Raw genomic sequence first — 17,034 nt, forward strand, 5'->3', positions numbered from 1 at the left:
GTGATTTAGCTTGGGTAGAAGCCTTGTTGTTGCACCCGGTTGAGTAGCGCCCGGTGGGAGGGGAGGTCCGAGTTCACCTGAGTCCAGGCGGTCTGAATGCGCTCGAATTGTTCTCGGGCCCGGGAAGCCAAATCCGGATCCAACGGCCCGGCCTCAGGCAACTTGCCTGGGGTCATGCCGAACAAGATAAACTCATAGCTTTCCTGAGTGAAAGGCTCAAAGGCAAAGCTGAAGTCGTAGCGGCTGGGTAATTGGTGACGCCAGAGCTCAAGCTTTTGTTTTAGGCTGTCCGGGATACTGGACGGGTCTTTATTATCCAGCCAGAAGGCGTTATCGGTGCGCCCTGAAAGCACATAGTGCAGCTTGATAAAGTCCACTACCTTTTGCCAGCGAGTGCGAAAAGAGTCGTTAAACTGACCGGCGATGGTGTCCATGACCTGGCGATTCTTGGGGAACTGGTCAGCGACCATGTAACACGCCGCCTCAATAAGGAAGATGGCACTGGCTTCCAGGGGCTCCATAAAGGCAGCGGACAGGCCAATGGCCACACAGTTGCGGTGCCAGAATTTCTCTCTGTGGCCCACTTGCATACTCAGGTGACGGTAATTTAATGCGTCATGGCCGCTGCCAATGTAGCGACGCAAACTTTCCTCTGCTGTCGTCTTATCGGTATGGTTGCTGCTGTACACATGGCCCACACCACGGCGGTTGGTGAGGCCGATATCCCAGATCCAACCTGCCTGTTGCGCTGTGGATAGGGTGCAGGAAGCCAGTTCGGTATCCTCGTTAGTATGGGGGACTTGGGCAACCACAGCGCGGTCGGTAAACAGCACATCACTTAATGACTTAAAAGGAACCTCCAGACTTTGTCCCAGCAACAATGACTGAAACCCGGTGCAATCGATAAATAAGTCCGCCTCCAGCAGACCCGCTCTGTCCGTGCCGACGGCGGCGATATCACCATTGTTATGCTTCTGGACCTCGGTCACGTTGGCCTGGATATGAGTGACGCCTAATTCCCCGGTCGCCACCTCTGTGAGCAGCTCTGCAAATTTGCCTGCATCCAGATGGTAGGCGTAATTGAGTAGCCCCTGATAGTCGGGCGTGGTGATCTGTTTGGGTGCCAGGCCAGCCTCGCAGACCTTGGCCTGAACTGAGATCGCGTCGGCGTAAGGTGTGTCTCCGGCTAGTCCGGCAGCCCAGTAACCGGCCGGGCTGAAGGGCCAGTGCATGCCGGGCAGATCGAACAGGTGATAATAATGATTGTGCTGGCCATTTTTGGGACTTTGCTGCCAGTCGATAAATTTCGAAGCCTGTTTAAAGCTGGCGCAGCACTGACGCAGAAAACGAGTTTCTGAGATACCAAGATGGCGCAATGTATTGCGCAGGGTTGGCCAGGTGCCTTCGCCCACACCGATGGTGGGAATATCCGGCGATTCAACCAGACTGATCCTGTAGGGTGAGTTTGGATCGGCGACGCGCAGAGACTTGGCCAGATAAGCGGCGGATAGCCAGCCGGCGGTGCCTCCGCCGACAACCAAAATACGTTGTATCGACTGATTCATGGCTCAGTCCTGATGCAAACGCTTAACCAACTCATGCACTGTGTTGAGCGATGCCAGGTGAGCGTAAATCGCCGGTAAGTACCCCTGATCGCGCCAGCGAATAAAGGTCTCCGCATCTAATTCATTGAGTTTCTGCTGACTGATACAGTAAAACCCCTCAACGGTCTGGGTGCTGCCGTCGGGCTGCTTGATATTAATGTGCTGAGGCTTGAATACTTTATGTTGCGCCAGTTCATTTAAAAGGTGGCTGGTGACGGTGGCCTGTTGGTGGGTTTGCGCGAGTTGATCCCGAATCTGCTCCAGTAAGGGGCTGGGTTCGCCAGTGTCATCAAACAGCGGCTCCCCCTCAGTTTGGCTCAGGTTAGGGCTATTGGTGTCGACACCGATGGCTTGGTGCTCCTGGTCTCCATCGTTTCCGCTTACCAGTAAGAACGGGTAATTGCGTAAGGATAAGGGCATATAGCTGGCAAGCCAGCGATTGTCTTCAACCATTAGATTTTGCCCCGGCTGAAGGCCCAACAGGCCGATGCTGCGAAATTCGCCGGAGTCCGGGTCCTGAACAAAAAGAATTGGGAAACTGCCGCCGGCCTGGGGAAACTCGGCAGCGGTCAGCGCCACCATATGCTTGTCCCGGCAATGGGACAAATCCTGTTGTTGGCGGTTAAGCTTAAGGCTGGAGTGTTCGTCTGGCGTGAGTACGGCTACGGCGCTGACCATGAATGACCTCGTATTAAAATCTGGTTTAGGGTGTTGGTATTTGGTTAGAATTAGGTTATTCCTGCGTTATGAATAATGCAAATGATAAATTATTCACTCTCTTCACAGGGTGGAGGTCGCAGGATCGCCATGGTTTTCGCATAACTGAGTAGGGTAGATAGCCGTTTGCTAGAACTGAAGAAAGGGTCCGAACAGGGACCACATATTTTAATTGTGGGCGGCGGAACTGCCGGCTGGATGAGTGCTCTGTTGCTGAATCAGCAGCTTTCGGAGTACGGAGTGCGAGTCTCGTTGATGGAGTCGGAACAGATTGGCACCATCGGCGTAGGAGAGGGGACCACCCCATACATTCGCCAGTTTTTTAGTGCCATTGGCCTGTCTGAGCGTGAGTGGATGTCAGAGTGTCAGGCAACCTTTAAGTGCGGAATTCGTTTTCCCAGCTGGAGCGACAACCCTGAACATGGCTCTTACTTCCATCCTTTTTATTCTGGTGTGGATAAAGAGCCTGGTGAGGCGTTTTTTGTCAATGCCAACTTAAGGCGTCGCGGACAGATGGCAGAAGCTCAGCCGGATCGCTTTTTCCTGGCTCACTATCTCGCCAGTCAGGGTAAGGCGCCGAAAGTGCCGGATAATGCCTTTCATCTGGATTATGCCTATCACTTCGATGCCGGATTGCTGGGGCAGTATCTGAAGAAAGTTGGCATTCAGCGAGGGATCAGGCATCGTCTGAATACCATCGACGCCGTGCGCCGCCATCCCAGTGGCGATATAGCTTCGGTGATCACCGCCGACGGTGAAGCGGTAGCCGCAGACTTTTTTATCGACTGTACCGGCTTTGCCAGCAAGCTGTTACAACAAAACCTGGGTGTGCCTTTTTGTTCCTTTGCCGATAACTTGCTCAATGACAGCGCTGTCGCTATCCAGTTGCCCCGTGATTATGAACAGGTCCTGGTCAGTGAGACCCGTTCCGAAGCGTTATCGAATGGCTGGGCCTGGCGTATCCCGCTGATACGGCGCACTGGCTTTGGCTATGTGTTTAGCAGTAACTATCAATCGCCTGACCAAGCCGAGACAGAGTTGCGGCGCTATTTGCAAGTTGGCGATGAGATTCCCGCCCGGCGCCTGTCTATGAAGGTGGGCAGGGTCGAAAAGCACTGGCAGAACAACTGTCTGGCAGTGGGCTTATCGCAAGGCTTTATTGAACCTCTTGAAGCCACAGCATTGATGCTGGTGCAGTTTACCGTCGAGCGGTTTGCTCGGGCGCTGATAAAGGGCTCCCCCGAACATTGTTTTAATCAAGAGGTAAACCGAATGTTCGACGGTGTTCGGGATTATATCGTTGCTCACTACAAGACCAATGGCCGCCAAGATACGCCCTATTGGCGGGATAACCGCGAGCAGACTCCAGCTTCCGATCGCTTACAGGCAATTCTGGATACCTGGCGCACTGGCGCGGAACTTGAGCCGGTTTTAACGGAGATGGAATCCGAGTTAGTGTATTTCAGACCCAGTTGGTACTGCCTGTTAGCCGGTAGCGGCCTGCTTCCCGATGTGCCTGCACAGCCTTGCGTTGGGACGCCTGCCAGCTACGCGGAGCGCTTCTTCCGGCCGCTGGCCGAGCGTTTTACTGATCAAACTGACTACCTTTGAGCCTGTCGGGGTTGAGATATCCGGTCTCGGGGCTATGTTGAATGATAAACCCCCGAACAAGAGAACATCATGACACTGAAGAAACAGGCGTTAATCAAAGATAAGGCCTTTGTTGACGGGCAATGGATCTCGGCGACAGACGAGTTTTCGGTTACCAACCCCTACGATGGCAGTGAACTGGTCAAGGTTGCAGACTTAAGCCCTGAGCAGGTGACGTCCGCCATCGGGGCCGCTCATAAGGCATTTTCGGGCTGGAAAAATAAGACCGCCGGTGAGCGCAGTGAGCTGTTGATGAAGTGGTATCAGTTGATGATGGACAATCAACAGGCATTGGGAGAACTGCTCACCGAAGAGCAGGGTAAGCCGTTGGCCGAAGCTAAGGGTGAGATTGCCTACGGGGCCAGTTTTGTGAAGTGGTTTGCCGAGGAAGCATTACGGGTATACGGCGATACTATCCCTGGGCCATCGCCCGACAACCGTATCATGGTGCTTAAACAGCCCGTCGGTGTCGTGACGGCAATTACGCCGTGGAATTTCCCCAATGCCATGATAGCCCGAAAAGCCGCTGCTGCCCTGGCGGCAGGCTGTACCTTTGTGGTTAAACCCGCCTCGGAAACCCCGCTGTCGGCATTGGCCATGGCGGAGCTGGCGCATCAGGCCGGTATTCCGGCGGGGGTTTTTAATGTGGTTACCAGCACTGATTCGAAAGGCGTCGGTAAGGTGCTCACCCAGGATGATCGGGTCCGCAAGTTTACCTTCACCGGTTCAACAGAAGTAGGCAAAACGCTGATCAAGCAGTGCGCTGATACGGTTAAAAAGGTGTCTATGGAACTGGGGGGTAACGCTCCCTTTATGGTGTTTGATGATGCCGATCTGGACGCAGCCGTAGAAGGGCTTATGGCGTCCAAATTCCGCAATGCCGGACAGACTTGTATCTGTGCGAATCGGGTTCTGGTGCAGGACTCGGTGTATGACGCCTTTAAAGCCAAGCTTCTGGAGAGAGTCAAAGTTCTGGAAATGGGCAACGGTCTGGATGATGGAGTCACCATCGGGCCGCTGATTAACAGTGCCGCGCTTGAGAAGGTTGCCAAGCTGGTGAAGGACTCAGTGGCTCAGGGCGCCAAAATTGAAGTGGGCGGTGAACCGGCTGACGACGAAAGTCTGTTTTTCGAGCCGACGGTGCTATCGAATGTCGGCCCAGATATGCCACTGTCTTGCAATGAGATCTTTGGTCCCGTGGTGCCGCTCATCCCCTTCAAGGATGAAAAGCAGGCCATTGAGCTTGCTAATGACACTGACTTTGGTCTGGCTTCTTACTTCTATGCTCGGGATATTGGCCGAATCTGGCGGGTCAGCGAAGGGCTGGATTACGGCATTGTTGGCGTGAACGAAGGGGCGATTTCCAATGCGGCTGCACCCTTTGGCGGCATGAAACAATCCGGCTTTGGCCGTGAAGGTTCCAAGTACGGACTGGATGACTATCTGGAAATCAAATATCTGGCGCTGGGTGGCTTAGGTTGATCAGGTACTAGCGTTGGTCGTAGCCCCAGCGCTGCATCAGGCTTTGCTCCAGTCCCAGGTGGTCCAGAATCCGGGCCACCACGAAATCCACCAGATCGTCGATAGACTTGGGCTGGTGGTAAAACCCGGGTGAGGCGGGCATTAAGGTTACCCCCATCTGGGACAGCTTGAGCATGTTCTCCAGATGCAGGCTGGACAGCGGCATCTCCCTTGGCACCAGAATCAACTGGCCGCGCTCCTTTAAAACGACATCGGCAGCGCGCTCGATCAGATTATCACTGGCACCGCAGGCGATGGCCGATAAGGTGCCCGTGGAGCAAGGGCAGACCACCATCTGCTTAGGCGCGGCCGAGCCGGAGGCCACCGGTGAGAACCAGTCTTCCTTGCCGAACACGTTAAGCTGATCATGCGATGCGCCGAAGTGCTGGCACAGCATCTCACTGGCCTTTTGTGGATTGGCTGGCAGTTGCCAGTCCTGCTCTGTCGCCAGCACCACCCGGGCAGCGGAAGAGATGAGCAAATACACCGGGGTATCACTGTTAAGCAACACCTCCAGTAAACGCAGAGCATAAGGGGCTCCTGAAGCGCCGGTGATGGCCAGAGTAATGGGCTTGGGCATAAGAGCTCCTATGCGGGTTAATTCACTGGGATTATGCCGTAAAAGCCACAGTTGGCAAAGCTCAGCGAGGACAGCGGCAGGATTCTTGGTTACAATAGCGGCACTAATAAGACAGAGACAACTCTGCGTGCCAACCCTACAAAATAATATAAGGTCTGAACCATGAAACGACTCAACACCCAACTTCAGGAAGACGGTTGTCCTCTTGAGCTGATTTTGCTTATCCGCACTCTGCTGGCAGCCTGTAAGGAAATTTCCTTCCGCGTTAGTCAGGGCGCTCTGGCCGGTGTACTGGGCTCTACCCTGAGCGAAAATGTGCAGGGCGAACGCCAGAAGAAGCTGGATGTCATCTCCAATCAGATCATCAAGGATATTCTCAGCGAGTCGGGCTACGTAAAGGCAATATCCTCAGAGGAAGAAGACGATGTCATCGCCTGCCACCCCGAAGGGAAATACCTTGTGAGCTTTGACCCCCTGGATGGTTCTTCTAATTCCGATATTAACAGCCTGATCGGTACCATCTTTAGCATCATGCATGCGCCTCAGTGGCTGGAAGGGGATGACCCTAAAGCCTTCTTGCAGCCTGGTACTCAGCAGGTAGCAGCAGGGTATGTGCTCTATGGTCCGTCAACCATGCTGGTAATGAGCACCGGTAATGGCACCCACATGTATACACTGGATAAGACCCACGGCGGTTTCCTGGTAACCCGTGAGAATGTCAAAGTGCCTGAACAGACTCAGGAATTTGCCATTAATATGTCAAACCAGCGCCACTGGCAGGGACCGATGCAGGCGTATGTTAACGACCTGCTGGCGGGCAGCGATGGTCCTCGGGGCAAAAATTACAATATGCGTTGGGTAGCAGCCATGGTGGGGGATATTCACCGGATGCTATGTCGCGGCGGGATTTTTGCCTATCCGTTTGATTATCGCGACCCAGGAAAAGCAGGCAAGCTGCGACTCATGTACGAGGCCAACCCAATGGCTTTCCTAATGGAACAGGCTGGAGGTAAGGCTTCCACTGGCGAGCACGATATTCTGGATATCATGCCGGAGGATATTCACCAGAGGGTTCCTGTGATTATGGGCTCCGCGGGGGAAGTGAACGCCTGTCTGGAGTATTACAAAGAGTCTTAAAGTGCCTCGGGCTCAGGAGGATTTATGCGTTTAGTAATGCTTATCGCCAGTCTCTTTCTGAGCTCGGCTGCACAAGCCGAGGTGGACTGGGTTATCCGCTCGGACCGGGTATTTACCGGCGAGCAAAACACTCCTCAGGCGTTGGATGTTGCGTTGTGTGGCGAGCGAATCTGCCGTATTGCCCCGTTGGGTGCCATTAAGACCACGAAGAATAAGCTGGTTGATGCCAGGGGGTTAATAGTAGCCCCTGGCTTCATCGACCCCCATACCCATGCCTTGCCAGAGCTGATGCACGCCGATAAGGCCGTCAATGCCAATTACCTTACTCAGGGCGTGACCACCGTAGTGGTAGGTAACGACGGAGCCGGTAGTGCGGATATTCAGGGGCGGACGCAGGCCATGCTGTTTCACGGTATTGGCACCAATGTGGGGTTATTAGTGGGCCATGGAGCGGTTCGAAAGCAGGTGCTCGGTCAGGCAGACACCAGGCCTGATAAGCAACAACTGGCCGCCATGAAGACGCTGGTTCGTGAAGCTATGAAAGACGGTGCTTTGGGGTTGTCGTCAGGACTGTTTTATACCCCGGGCAGCTTCGCCGATACTCAGGAAGTGATTGCGCTGGCTCAGGAGGTGGCACCATTCTCAGGTTACTACGACACCCACTTGCGAGACGAAGGTGCCTTTAATGTTGGTATCCTTGCAGCGCTGGATGAGGCCATCGCAATTGCCGAAAACGCCTCGGTGCCACTGCATATTTCTCATCTTAAGTTACTTGGGGTGGATGTATGGGGCCAAAGCCAGGCGGTCATCAAGAAGGTCGAACAGGCTCATGAGCGCGGTGTGGTGGTCAGTGCTGACCAATATCCCTGGCTGGCCTCAGGAACATCGTTTCGAGCCGCCTTAGTGCCCAGGTGGGCCAGAGCGGGTGGTGAAGCTCAGCTTCAGGCCAGGCTGACAGATACAGCTACGCTTCAGAAGATAAAGCGGGATATGGCTGATAACCTCCGGGGACGGGGCGGCGCCGATTCTTTGTTGATAACTCGTGGGCCGACATCGTATCTGGGGCAGACTTTAGGTGAGGTCGCCGAGAAACGAGAACAGTCGGCAGTGGACACTGCCATTGAACTTATCCAGGAAGCCACTTTTGGTGTCGCGTCTTTCAATATGCAGGCAGACGATGTGAAAGCTTTAATGAAGCAGCCCTGGGTGGTGACCTCTTCGGACGGATCTGATGGGCACCCGCGAAAATTCGCAAGCTTTCCGCGTAAGTATCAGGACTATGTGCGCAATGCATCGGTGCTGACGCTGGCACAGTTTATTCATCAAAGCAGTAGCAAAACGGCCGACGTTCTGGGCTTACCAGAACGTGGACGTATTAAAGTCGGCTACTATGCCGACCTGACGGTGTTTCATCCCAAAAACTATGCGCCGCGGGCGACCTTCGAGTATTGGGACCGGTTTAGCACAGGGGTGCGTTACCTGTTCGTCAATGGCGTTCCGGCCATTGACGAAGGTGAACTGACCGGACGCCGACCGGGCCGTGTACTCAGGCGTCAGCCCGATCAGCAGGAGCCTTGATTCTGCGAATGGGTATCAGGCCTGTTTGCGTTCCAGTTCGACAATCTCGGCCTTTTCCTGCTCCAGCAACTCAGAGGCACCGGTGCCTTTGAATAGTTTGCCAACCACATCTTTGTTTTCTGATAGCAGGATGCTGAGTTCTTCCATCACCGGCTCGTCCAGCTTGATGCCTTTGGCCTCAATATAACGCGCCAGATTATCCGCCACGTCCAGCATCTTATCGTATTTGTCGGCCTCTTTTTTATCTGTGGTCACCAGTTTTTCCACCCCTTTGTGTTCAACAACGTATCGGGTTATTACCGCCATAATGGATCTCCTGTTGTCTTGGGCTTTTCGCTATAGCGCGAGTAAATGACGGGACTACCTTATCATGAACACTGTATGAAAAAACAGTATTCATTTAACGTCTATTATTTGGCTTATTCGATATTCGGCCTCACCCTATAGTTAGTATTGGTCTTAATCGGGGGCATCCCATGGTGTATTTAGTAATACTGGCGTTACTGAGTGCCTGGTTGTGCTGGTGGATAGCGGTGCGAAAAGGGCGCAGGGGCACGGGGTGGTTTTTGGTTGGCCTAATTCTGGGGCCTCTGGCGATTATTGCCCAGTTAGTTCTGTTTAAGATTCAGAATGGTTCCGATAAGGACGACATAAACCAGATGTCGGCACTGAAAAGCAGTATCGCCAATGGCGAGCGGAGCCGGGTTGTTGAATTGCTGGCGGTGCGTCAGTGGAGCGAGAGCGAGTTGTCTTATCTGGCCGAACTGGCTGACCTGAACGGCCAGCCAGCAATAAAGAGCTTGATTGAGCAGAAAGCTCGGGGCGAGGGTTAACCGACTTCATCCTGGCGGTGCACAACGGAGACGATTTCCTTAAAGTTATGCACCTTATAGGGTAGATGCGATGAACCGGGCAGGTGGTTTAGTTGACTACCGAAAATGACTCCTTTTAGGGCTCCAAGCTCGTTGACCACCAGAAGGTGTTGATCACCTTCATCTCTCATGGTTGCAAGCACATCACCCACAGTAGCTTCTCTTAACGTAGTAAAGCTGACCGCATGTAGCTGATCCCGCCGTGTCATTACATCGGCAACCGTGACATCGTGGCGTGATATTTGCTGACGTGTCGCTACCATCAGGACTTTCCTTCCTAATAAATCCAGTTTCGAAACGATGCCCACAAAGTCGCCCAAATCATTCACCACGATTCGGGACGACAATCCTGTATGCTGGATGACCTGAAGTGCCTCATCCACGGTTAACCGCTGTGATAGTAAATAAGGGCTTTGACTACTGAGGCGAGTCACTGCATCGAGAGCCGGACTGCTCAAAGAAATGTCGCTTTTTTTGGGGGATAGCAGATTGGCGTCAGTGCCTAGGGACACTAACTTTAAGTGTTTGTAAGTTTTCATATTGTCTCTCCAACGGATTAAAAGATTTCTAGTGACGTTAGAGAGAGATTGGGGGGCTGCGGTTGCCCGGAGTTACGGTAAAGGTGGAAAAGTAGGGGGGGTAGGGCCTGATTGTGCGGCTGGTTAATACAACCGTAAAGGAGAGATGACCGTTTGCAACAGCACTGTCCGGTTGCTCTCCTTCTGTGTCATCTGCAATAACACTGACTAAGCAGTCTGGTGTACTCGCTTGATAGGCAGGATCATGAGCGCTGGCATAAGATGGCAGAGCTGCACTAAGTAACAGCCCAGCCATAATGCTGATAAGCCAATGCCAACGGTTATTTATGCGCACGCTTGACTGCCTATTGAAACAATAACGCCCTATCTCAAATATTGGGGTAAAGGCGCTTAATATCAAGCACCTGCCCCCTGTTTGCGCTGAATTGCTTATAAAAGTGGTGCAATCACCAGACTGACAATGGCCATCACGTTAATCAGGATGTTCATTGATGGGCCTGATGTGTCCTTGAAGGGGTCGCCCACGGTATCTCCGACGACGGTGGCTGCGTGTACCTCAGACCCTTTGCCGCCAAAGTTGCCTTTTTCCACATGCTTTTTGGCATTATCCCAGGCGCCACCGGCGTTGGCCATCATCAGCGCCAGCAGTACGCAGCCCAACAAGGCTCCGCCCAGCATCCCGCCCAACGCATGGGGACCGATGCCAAAGCCCACTAATGGGGGCGCCGCTACGGCAATCACACCGGGCAAAACCATCTTTTTAAGCGCGGCGGTCGTGGCGATATCAACACAGCGAGCGGTGTCCGGCTCGGCTCGGCCCTCCATCAGGCCTTTGATTTCATGGAACTGACGACGTATTTCCTTAATCATGGCAAAGGCCGCATCGCCCACTGCGGTCATGGTGATAGAAGCGATCAGAAACGGCAGCAGACCCCCTAAGAATAGTCCCACCAGTACCTCGGGATTCCCCAGGTGAAGGGTGAAATCCACATACTTGAGCGACAGTGTCTCAACGAAAGCGGCGATGATCGCCAGGGCTGCCAGTGCGGCCGCACCGATAGCAAAACCCTTGCCGATGGCGGCGGTGGTGTTACCCAATTCATCGAGGGAGTCGGTAATGGCCCGGGTCTCCGCTCCCAGGCCTCCCATTTCAGCAATGCCTCCGGCATTATCGGCCACGGGACCATAGGCGTCGATGGCCATAGTAATGCCTACGGTGGCGAGCATCCCGACTGCCGCGATACCCACGCCGTACAGACCGGATAACTGAGTGGATGCGAAAATGATGACACAGATGGTTAAAAGTGGCACCACTACCGACTGCATACCCACCGCTAAGCCGGTGATCATCACCGTTGCCGGTCCTGTCTGACCGGCCTCGGCAATCTTACGCACCGGTTTGGCGGCGGTGTAATATTCGGTAACGAGTCCGATAATAATACCGCCGAGGGCGCCGGTCAGGATGGACCACCACACATGGGTATGAATGGCTAAGGCATCTACCACAAAGAAGGCCACGATCATAAACAGGACTGACGAAGTCAGGGTACCGGCCCGCAGCGCGGTTTCCGGCTGGCTGCTTGAGAGCATCCGCACCAGAAAGATGCCGAGGACTGAGCACAAAAGCCCTGCAGAGGCCAGTGCCAGGGGTAGGAACATCAGGTTTTCCCTTACACCCAACACACTGACGGTCATGGCCGACGCGATGGCAATGGTGGCGATCATTGAGCCGCAGTACGACTCGAAAATATCCGATCCCATCCCCGCTACATCGCCGACGTTATCGCCTACATTATCGGCAATCACACCGGGGTTTCGGGGATCATCCTCGGGAATGCCCGCTTCCACCTTACCCACCAGGTCAGCGCCCACGTCGGCACTCTTGGTGAAGATGCCGCCGCCGACCCGGGAAAACAGCGCCACTGTAGAGGCGCCCATACCGAAGCCATGGATAACATGGGCGGTGGCCGGATCGCTGCCAAACAGCCAGTACAACAGCCCTAAACCCAGTAGACCCATAGAGGCCACGCATAACCCCATGATGGAGCCGCCGGAAAAGGCAATCGACAGCGCCGCAGCCGCCCCTTCATCGTGAGCTGCCTGAGTGGTGCGAACATTGGCTTTGGTGGCGGTGAACATGCCGAAATAGCCTGCCAGGCCTGAGCAAATGGCCCCCACCGCGAAGGCCAAAGTGGTGTTGGCCCCCAGAGTGAAAAACAGCACCACCGCCAGCACCACGGAAAAAATAAACAGCATCTGATATTCCCGGTGCATAAAGACCATGGCACCGAGGTGGATTTTGTCTGCGATGCTGGCGATCTTAGGGTTGGAGACAGGGTGACGTTTGACTAGCAGGTAGAGTAACAGCGCGATAACTAAGCCCACCACACCGAATAGTGGTGGTAGCAGTAAGTAGTTGTCCATAGCGATTCCTGTATTTTTATTTTTAGCAAAATCAGGACATTACGTACGACATGATACCGAGCCCTTTTGTCAATATAGACCTAATAGCGAGATGAATAAACCTATTGGCTTAGCGGCTATCAATTATGGAAAGAACAAAACAAGTTGCGAAGCGGCTTGAAACTCTGTGACCGATTGGTGCATTATTCGCGCATTCTGAATAAGAGCGAATAGCACGGGCTGAACGATTTTGAAAGCAAGTGATGATTCAGAGGCTGGCGCTGAGGGCTGGTACGAAAGCCTGGTGCTAAATACTCACAATAAGCTCAAGCGCGCTTTAGGTCGAATGTTGTCGGCTGCTGAGGCCGATGAGGTTATTCAGGAGTCTTATCTTAAGCTTTTTGAAGTGTGCAAAGAGGCTGTGCCAGAAAACCCTCAAGGTTATGTATATCGTATTGCTCGCAACTTTGCTCTCACCCGCTTAAGGAACAAAGAAGTTGCCAGAAAGTTCCTCGAGCAACGAGTCGAAGATATCGAGGTGGTCTCGGGGGATAGTCAATCCTTTGAGTCTGTAAAGGCGAAACAGCAACACGAGCAGTTACAGTCCGTAATTAGTCAATTGCCCCCGGTTTGCCGGCAGGTGTTTGTGCTCAGGAAATTGCATGGTTATAGCCACAGAGAAATCGCAGAAACTATGCAGATCTCCCAGAAAACGGTGGAAAATCACATTGCCCGAGGTATGAGGGCATGCTTTGATGCCTTTCGTCGGCCCTCTCAAACCAGTCCAGACAGCGCTAAGTATCAACAGTACAGGTAATGGCCATGTCTATTGACGAATGGGTGGGATATGGCATTCCAGAAGAAATTATTGAACAGGCTATTTCCTGGCTGACGCGCCTAGACTCAGGAGAGATGAGTGACGACGAAAAAGCCTTATTTATGAGTTGGTTGGATGATGATCCCACCCACCGATGGGCCTTTGAAGAAATGTCGACCGTGTGGGCCAGGACATCAATCAGACCGGAAGCATCAGTTCCAGAAACCAAGCCTTCCAATAAATCCACAGCACCTAGCGCAGGCTATTACTCATTATTGAGCTATATCACCATTGCCTTAATAGCGTTGGGTTTAGTTGCAGGTATTTTGTAACATCAAGGCCTAACGACCAGGTGTATGTAAAAAACCGGTTGCTGATGACAAGACTCATGCCCCTACTCGTGGCTCCTATGCTGTTCACAGTATCTTTTGGGAGCCGAATAGGGTAAGCGGATTTAAAAAGTTTTAAAAATTAGTAGGGGAAGTAACGTTCTCGTGCGTTTACATATTGATAACAAGAAAAATCATCGAATTATCATATGGAGCACAGCAAATGTTAAACCCTATTACCCAGGCGATTCGAGGTCGAAAAGCCAGTTTATTAACACTCCCACTTACCATAGTCGCGGGCCTGAGCGCCTTTGGTCTTAATGCACAGGAACAAGACGCTAAGTCTGCCGAGGCTGAAGACGTTGAACGCGTTGCCGTGGTGGGCTCACAAATTCGAGGTGGCAAGGTCAGCGAAGCTCTGGCCGTTTCCGTCTTCGATGCCGAAGATATTGCCGAACTGGGCATTGAGTCGGGCGATGAGTTACTCGACTTGATCCCGGAAAACGGACAGAACTTCTTCAATGAAGCCGGTAATATAGGCGGTGGTGTTAACGCCTCTCGCGGTGATGTGGGCGCATTTAACCTACGCAACTTAGGTACAGGTAATACTCTGGTACTGCTCAATGGCCGTCGAATGGTTAACTCAGCCTCTTACCAGACCGAAGAAGTAGGCGGCAGCTTTGTACCCGTGAATTCTGTTAACTCCAACACCATTCCCGTTGGTGGCCTGCAGCGTTTAGAAGTACTGCGTGATGGTGCCTCGGCGATTTATGGTGCCGACGCCGTGGCCGGAGTGGTCAACAATGTCTTAAAAACCGACTTTGTGGGCTTTAATGTCGGTGTTCGCTACAAGGATTATGAGAATCTCCCCCGGAATGACAAAAAACTCACCATAGAGTGGGGTGAAGACTTTAATGACGGTCGTACCAATGTCAGTGTCTTTGGTAGTTACTATGATCGTGGGCGGGTGAATTCTACCCACGATCCTCGCTGGTCCAATTCAGATTTCCGTGACCGCATTCCTGAAGACTCTCCCTGGGCGGGCGACAGAAACTTTCGTAATAACTCGGCAAATTCACTCTATGGTCAGTTTGATCTTCAGGGCGCAAGCGCAAGCAGTGTAGGTCTGGAGGGTGTCCTTACTGATAGCCGAGGCGAGTTTGAAACCTATCCCATCGGCGACGAGCGCTGTCAGTACACTATTAACGAGTACATTTGCGGTGCCATCGATGGTCAGGGCGTGGAGAGGTTTAACTTCAACGGAAATGCGGGCATCGGCCGGGATCTGGTGTCTGATTTAGAGCGTCGGAACTTGTTTATCTTCGTCAACCATGCCTTCGATAACGGCATGGAATCCTTTACCGAGGCATCCTATTACAATTTTACCTCCAATCTGATCCGACATCCTTCTGCTCAGTTCTCGACTTCGGAGTTGCGTGTTGGCGCCCAGAACTATTACAACCCTTTTGGCCCCTGTGGCTCGCCAAACCGCCTTCCGGATGAAATGATTCCGGATGTGCCTTGTGAAGGGCTTGAGTTTAGGCTGGATAACTACCGCTTCGCCGAATTGCCGCGAATTGTTGACAATAAAGGGACAACATTCCGCTTATTACAAGGCTTGCGCGGCTATATTGGTGATTGGGAGTGGGAGTCGGCAATTGCCTACTCCAAGGCCAAAAAGTCTGATGTGACCCACAACCGTGTATCCAATACCCTGATGCAGGAGGCCTTGTTTGATCCGACCGAAGCGGCCTATAACCCATTCAGTGCGGGTGTAGACAGTAATATTGAGCGTGCTTTGGTCGATGTACGTCGAGACAATGAAACCACCCTGACTACCTTTGACATCAAAGCTTTTCACCCCGCAATGTTTGAATTGCCTGGTGGAGAAGCGGGATTGTTAGTTGGATTAGACTACCGACGTGAAACCTTTGAAGACGATCGTGACCCCAGGCTGGATGGAACCATTCGCTTTACCGACTGGGAAGGCGATACCTACCCCTTCGTTTCGGATGTGGCGAACTCCAGCCCAACGCCGGACAACAGCGGGTCACGTAAGGTAACCTCGCTGTTTACCGAGCTGCAATTGCCGGTGCTGGATACTCTGGACGTGCAAGCGGCTCTGCGGTATGAAGACTTCTCTGATGTGGGGGACACCACTGTTGGCAAGCTGGCTTTCGGATGGAGGCCTACAGAGTCTGTGTTGATTCGCGGTTCCTGGTCAGAAGCCTTCCGTGCGCCGAATCTGGTGACCATCAATGAAGAATTTGTTGCCCGTAGTAATACCCGTACCGACTGGACTTGTGTGTATGCCGCGGAAAACGGCGGCGATCCGGATCAGGATGTGCTGGACTGCCGTAACTCCACTCAGCGTAGTGCTGAAGGCAGCCAGGATCTGGAACCGGAGGATTCTACCAACACCTCTTTAGGCCTGGTGCTGACGCCCACCGATAGCTTGACCTTGACGCTGGATTACTGGTCTATTGAGAAAAACAACACCATTGGCTTGTTGGGTGAGGAAAACCACACATTGCTCGATTTGGTGTACCGGTTACAAGGGGATGTGAATAATTGCATGACCAACCCGGCAGTAGATCGGGTTGAAGCGTCCGCTGATCAGGCTGAGGTCTACGAGGCCGCTGGCTTATGTCCTGCTGGTGATATCCGCTTTATTAACGACACCTACGCCAACCTTGATACGCGAACCGTACAGGGATATGACATCGGTGTTTACTACGAGGAAACTTTCGATTTCGGTCGCTTAGACTTCCGTTATAATGCCTCCATCCTGGACAAGTTTGAGCAAGAAGCGGGCGGCGATGCAGCGGTACTGGTGAATGCCAAAGAACAGGGTATATTGCCAGAGAGCTTCCCTGTGACGGGGTTTGCTGACCTGATCGGTAAAGATGGTAATCAAAAACAGCGTCACACCTTTAAGCTCTCTTGGAGGCAAGGTGATTGGGGGGCAGCTGTGTCAGGCAACCGTATTGGCAGTTTCTATCAGAGCCATTTGACATTGGATGACGGCACTAAATACATCATTCCTGCCATGACCACCTATGATGCTATGGTCGATTACCGCTTCGACGTGAATGACGTACGCACACGGGTGCGCTTTGGGGTTAAGAACCTGACCGATGAACGAGCCCCGCTAGCCGATGATTACTTTGGTTTCGCTTCAGATGCCCATCGTGACTATGGCCGCAATTACTATGTTGACGTGAAAGCGTATTTCTAACCTTGAGTCAGTGAAAGAGAAAAGTGGGGAGACCCGCTTTTCTCTTTTT

At 52.8% G+C, this 17,034-nt stretch carries 14 protein-coding genes; 8 read left to right on the forward strand and 6 right to left on the reverse strand.

Features of this window, described 5'->3' with window-relative positions:
- Nucleotides 1-5: 5 nt before the first annotated feature.
- Together HMF8227_RS01205 and HMF8227_RS01210 are read right to left on the reverse strand one after the other, a co-directional pair.
- Nucleotides 6-1,565 (reverse strand): tryptophan halogenase family protein, encoded by a 1,560-nt coding sequence (locus HMF8227_RS01205; RefSeq protein ID WP_109338442.1) that lies wholly within the window; start codon nucleotides 1,563-1,565, stop codon nucleotides 6-8.
- 3 nt (nucleotides 1,566-1,568) lie between these two features.
- Complete coding sequence (locus tag HMF8227_RS01210) at nucleotides 1,569-2,282, reverse strand: SapC family protein (RefSeq protein ID WP_109338443.1); 714 nt, start codon at nucleotides 2,280-2,282, stop codon at nucleotides 1,569-1,571.
- Between the two features lie 213 nt (nucleotides 2,283-2,495).
- Between HMF8227_RS01210 and HMF8227_RS01215 the strand changes: the two genes are divergently transcribed.
- Nucleotides 2,496-3,932, forward strand: coding sequence for a tryptophan halogenase family protein (locus HMF8227_RS01215; protein ID WP_275425511.1), 1,437 nt, complete (start codon nucleotides 2,496-2,498; stop codon nucleotides 3,930-3,932).
- Nucleotides 3,933-3,998: 66 nt separating this feature from the next.
- Complete coding sequence (locus HMF8227_RS01220) at nucleotides 3,999-5,453, forward strand: NAD-dependent succinate-semialdehyde dehydrogenase (protein WP_420820545.1); 1,455 nt, start codon at nucleotides 3,999-4,001, stop codon at nucleotides 5,451-5,453.
- A 7-nt stretch (nucleotides 5,454-5,460) separates the two neighbouring features.
- On the opposite strand, the gene HMF8227_RS01225 is transcribed toward HMF8227_RS01220, so the two are convergent.
- The gene (locus tag HMF8227_RS01225) at nucleotides 5,461-6,072 is read right to left on the reverse strand and encodes a flavin prenyltransferase UbiX (RefSeq protein WP_109338446.1); all 612 of its coding nucleotides are present in this window, start codon (nucleotides 6,070-6,072) and stop codon (nucleotides 5,461-5,463) included.
- A 162-nt stretch (nucleotides 6,073-6,234) separates the two neighbouring features.
- Here HMF8227_RS01225 and HMF8227_RS01230 point away from each other — a divergent pair, with 162 nt between their 5' ends.
- Both HMF8227_RS01230 and HMF8227_RS01235 read left to right on the forward strand, forming a co-directional pair.
- Nucleotides 6,235-7,209, forward strand: a complete 975-nt coding sequence (locus HMF8227_RS01230; protein WP_109338447.1) for a class 1 fructose-bisphosphatase — start codon at nucleotides 6,235-6,237, stop codon at nucleotides 7,207-7,209.
- A 24-nt stretch (nucleotides 7,210-7,233) separates the two neighbouring features.
- On the forward strand, nucleotides 7,234-8,787 hold the full coding sequence (locus HMF8227_RS01235; protein ID WP_109338448.1) for an N-acyl-D-amino-acid deacylase family protein: 1,554 nt from the start codon (nucleotides 7,234-7,236) through the stop codon (nucleotides 8,785-8,787).
- A 15-nt stretch (nucleotides 8,788-8,802) separates the two neighbouring features.
- Here HMF8227_RS01235 and HMF8227_RS01240 read toward each other — a convergent pair whose 3' ends face one another.
- Nucleotides 8,803-9,093, reverse strand: coding sequence for a YebG family protein (locus tag HMF8227_RS01240; RefSeq protein ID WP_109338449.1), 291 nt, complete (start codon nucleotides 9,091-9,093; stop codon nucleotides 8,803-8,805).
- Nucleotides 9,094-9,263: 170 nt separating this feature from the next.
- On the opposite strand from HMF8227_RS01240, the gene HMF8227_RS01245 reads away from it, so the two are divergent.
- Nucleotides 9,264-9,620, forward strand: coding sequence for a hypothetical protein (locus HMF8227_RS01245; protein WP_109338450.1), 357 nt, complete (start codon nucleotides 9,264-9,266; stop codon nucleotides 9,618-9,620).
- On the opposite strand, the gene HMF8227_RS01250 is transcribed toward HMF8227_RS01245, so the two are convergent.
- Both HMF8227_RS01250 and HMF8227_RS01255 read right to left on the reverse strand, forming a co-directional pair.
- Entirely contained in the window at nucleotides 9,617-10,198 is a 582-nt protein-coding gene (locus tag HMF8227_RS01250; protein WP_109338451.1) for a CBS domain-containing protein, read from the reverse strand. The genes HMF8227_RS01245 and HMF8227_RS01250 overlap by 4 nt on opposite strands.
- Nucleotides 10,199-10,627: 429 nt before the next feature.
- A complete protein-coding gene (locus tag HMF8227_RS01255; protein WP_109338452.1) occupies nucleotides 10,628-12,622 on the reverse strand; it encodes a sodium-translocating pyrophosphatase in 1,995 nt (664 codons plus the stop codon).
- A 229-nt stretch (nucleotides 12,623-12,851) separates the two neighbouring features.
- Here HMF8227_RS01255 and HMF8227_RS01260 point away from each other — a divergent pair, with 229 nt between their 5' ends.
- The 3 genes from HMF8227_RS01260 (at nucleotide 12,852) to HMF8227_RS01270 (ending at nucleotide 16,985) form a co-directional block, all read left to right on the forward strand.
- Nucleotides 12,852-13,418: an RNA polymerase sigma factor gene (locus HMF8227_RS01260; RefSeq protein WP_109338453.1), complete on the forward strand. Its 567-nt coding sequence runs from the start codon at nucleotides 12,852-12,854 to the stop codon at nucleotides 13,416-13,418.
- 5 nt (nucleotides 13,419-13,423) lie between these two features.
- Complete coding sequence (locus tag HMF8227_RS01265; RefSeq protein ID WP_162558446.1) at nucleotides 13,424-13,750, forward strand: FecR/PupR family sigma factor regulator; 327 nt, start codon at nucleotides 13,424-13,426, stop codon at nucleotides 13,748-13,750.
- 220 nt (nucleotides 13,751-13,970) lie between these two features.
- Complete coding sequence (locus tag HMF8227_RS01270; protein ID WP_109338455.1) at nucleotides 13,971-16,985, forward strand: TonB-dependent receptor domain-containing protein; 3,015 nt, start codon at nucleotides 13,971-13,973, stop codon at nucleotides 16,983-16,985.
- Nucleotides 16,986-17,034: the final 49 nt, after the last annotated feature.

This window comes from Saliniradius amylolyticus (assembly GCF_003143555.1).
GTDB classification, from domain to species: Bacteria; Pseudomonadota; Gammaproteobacteria; order Enterobacterales; family Alteromonadaceae; genus Saliniradius; species Saliniradius amylolyticus.

Bases quoted from the DNA above. Each gene is read 5' to 3' on its own strand.
- HMF8227_RS01270 (WP_109338455.1), top strand. From the start codon at position 13,971: ATGTTAAACCCTATTACCCAGGCGATTCGAGGTCGAAAAGCCAGTTTA.
- HMF8227_RS01255 (WP_109338452.1), bottom strand. From the start codon at position 12,622: ATGGACAACTACTTACTGCTACCACCACTATTCGGTGTGGTGGGCTTA.
- HMF8227_RS01210 (WP_109338443.1), bottom strand. From the start codon at position 2,282: ATGGTCAGCGCCGTAGCCGTACTCACGCCAGACGAACACTCCAGCCTT.
- HMF8227_RS01245 (WP_109338450.1), top strand. From the start codon at position 9,264: ATGGTGTATTTAGTAATACTGGCGTTACTGAGTGCCTGGTTGTGCTGG.
- HMF8227_RS01230 (WP_109338447.1), top strand. From the start codon at position 6,235: ATGAAACGACTCAACACCCAACTTCAGGAAGACGGTTGTCCTCTTGAG.
- HMF8227_RS01240 (WP_109338449.1), bottom strand. From the start codon at position 9,093: ATGGCGGTAATAACCCGATACGTTGTTGAACACAAAGGGGTGGAAAAA.
- HMF8227_RS01205 (WP_109338442.1), bottom strand. From the start codon at position 1,565: ATGAATCAGTCGATACAACGTATTTTGGTTGTCGGCGGAGGCACCGCC.
- HMF8227_RS01225 (WP_109338446.1), bottom strand. From the start codon at position 6,072: ATGCCCAAGCCCATTACTCTGGCCATCACCGGCGCTTCAGGAGCCCCT.
- HMF8227_RS01265 (WP_162558446.1), top strand. From the start codon at position 13,424: ATGTCTATTGACGAATGGGTGGGATATGGCATTCCAGAAGAAATTATT.
- HMF8227_RS01235 (WP_109338448.1), top strand. From the start codon at position 7,234: ATGCGTTTAGTAATGCTTATCGCCAGTCTCTTTCTGAGCTCGGCTGCA.
- HMF8227_RS01250 (WP_109338451.1), bottom strand. From the start codon at position 10,198: ATGAAAACTTACAAACACTTAAAGTTAGTGTCCCTAGGCACTGACGCC.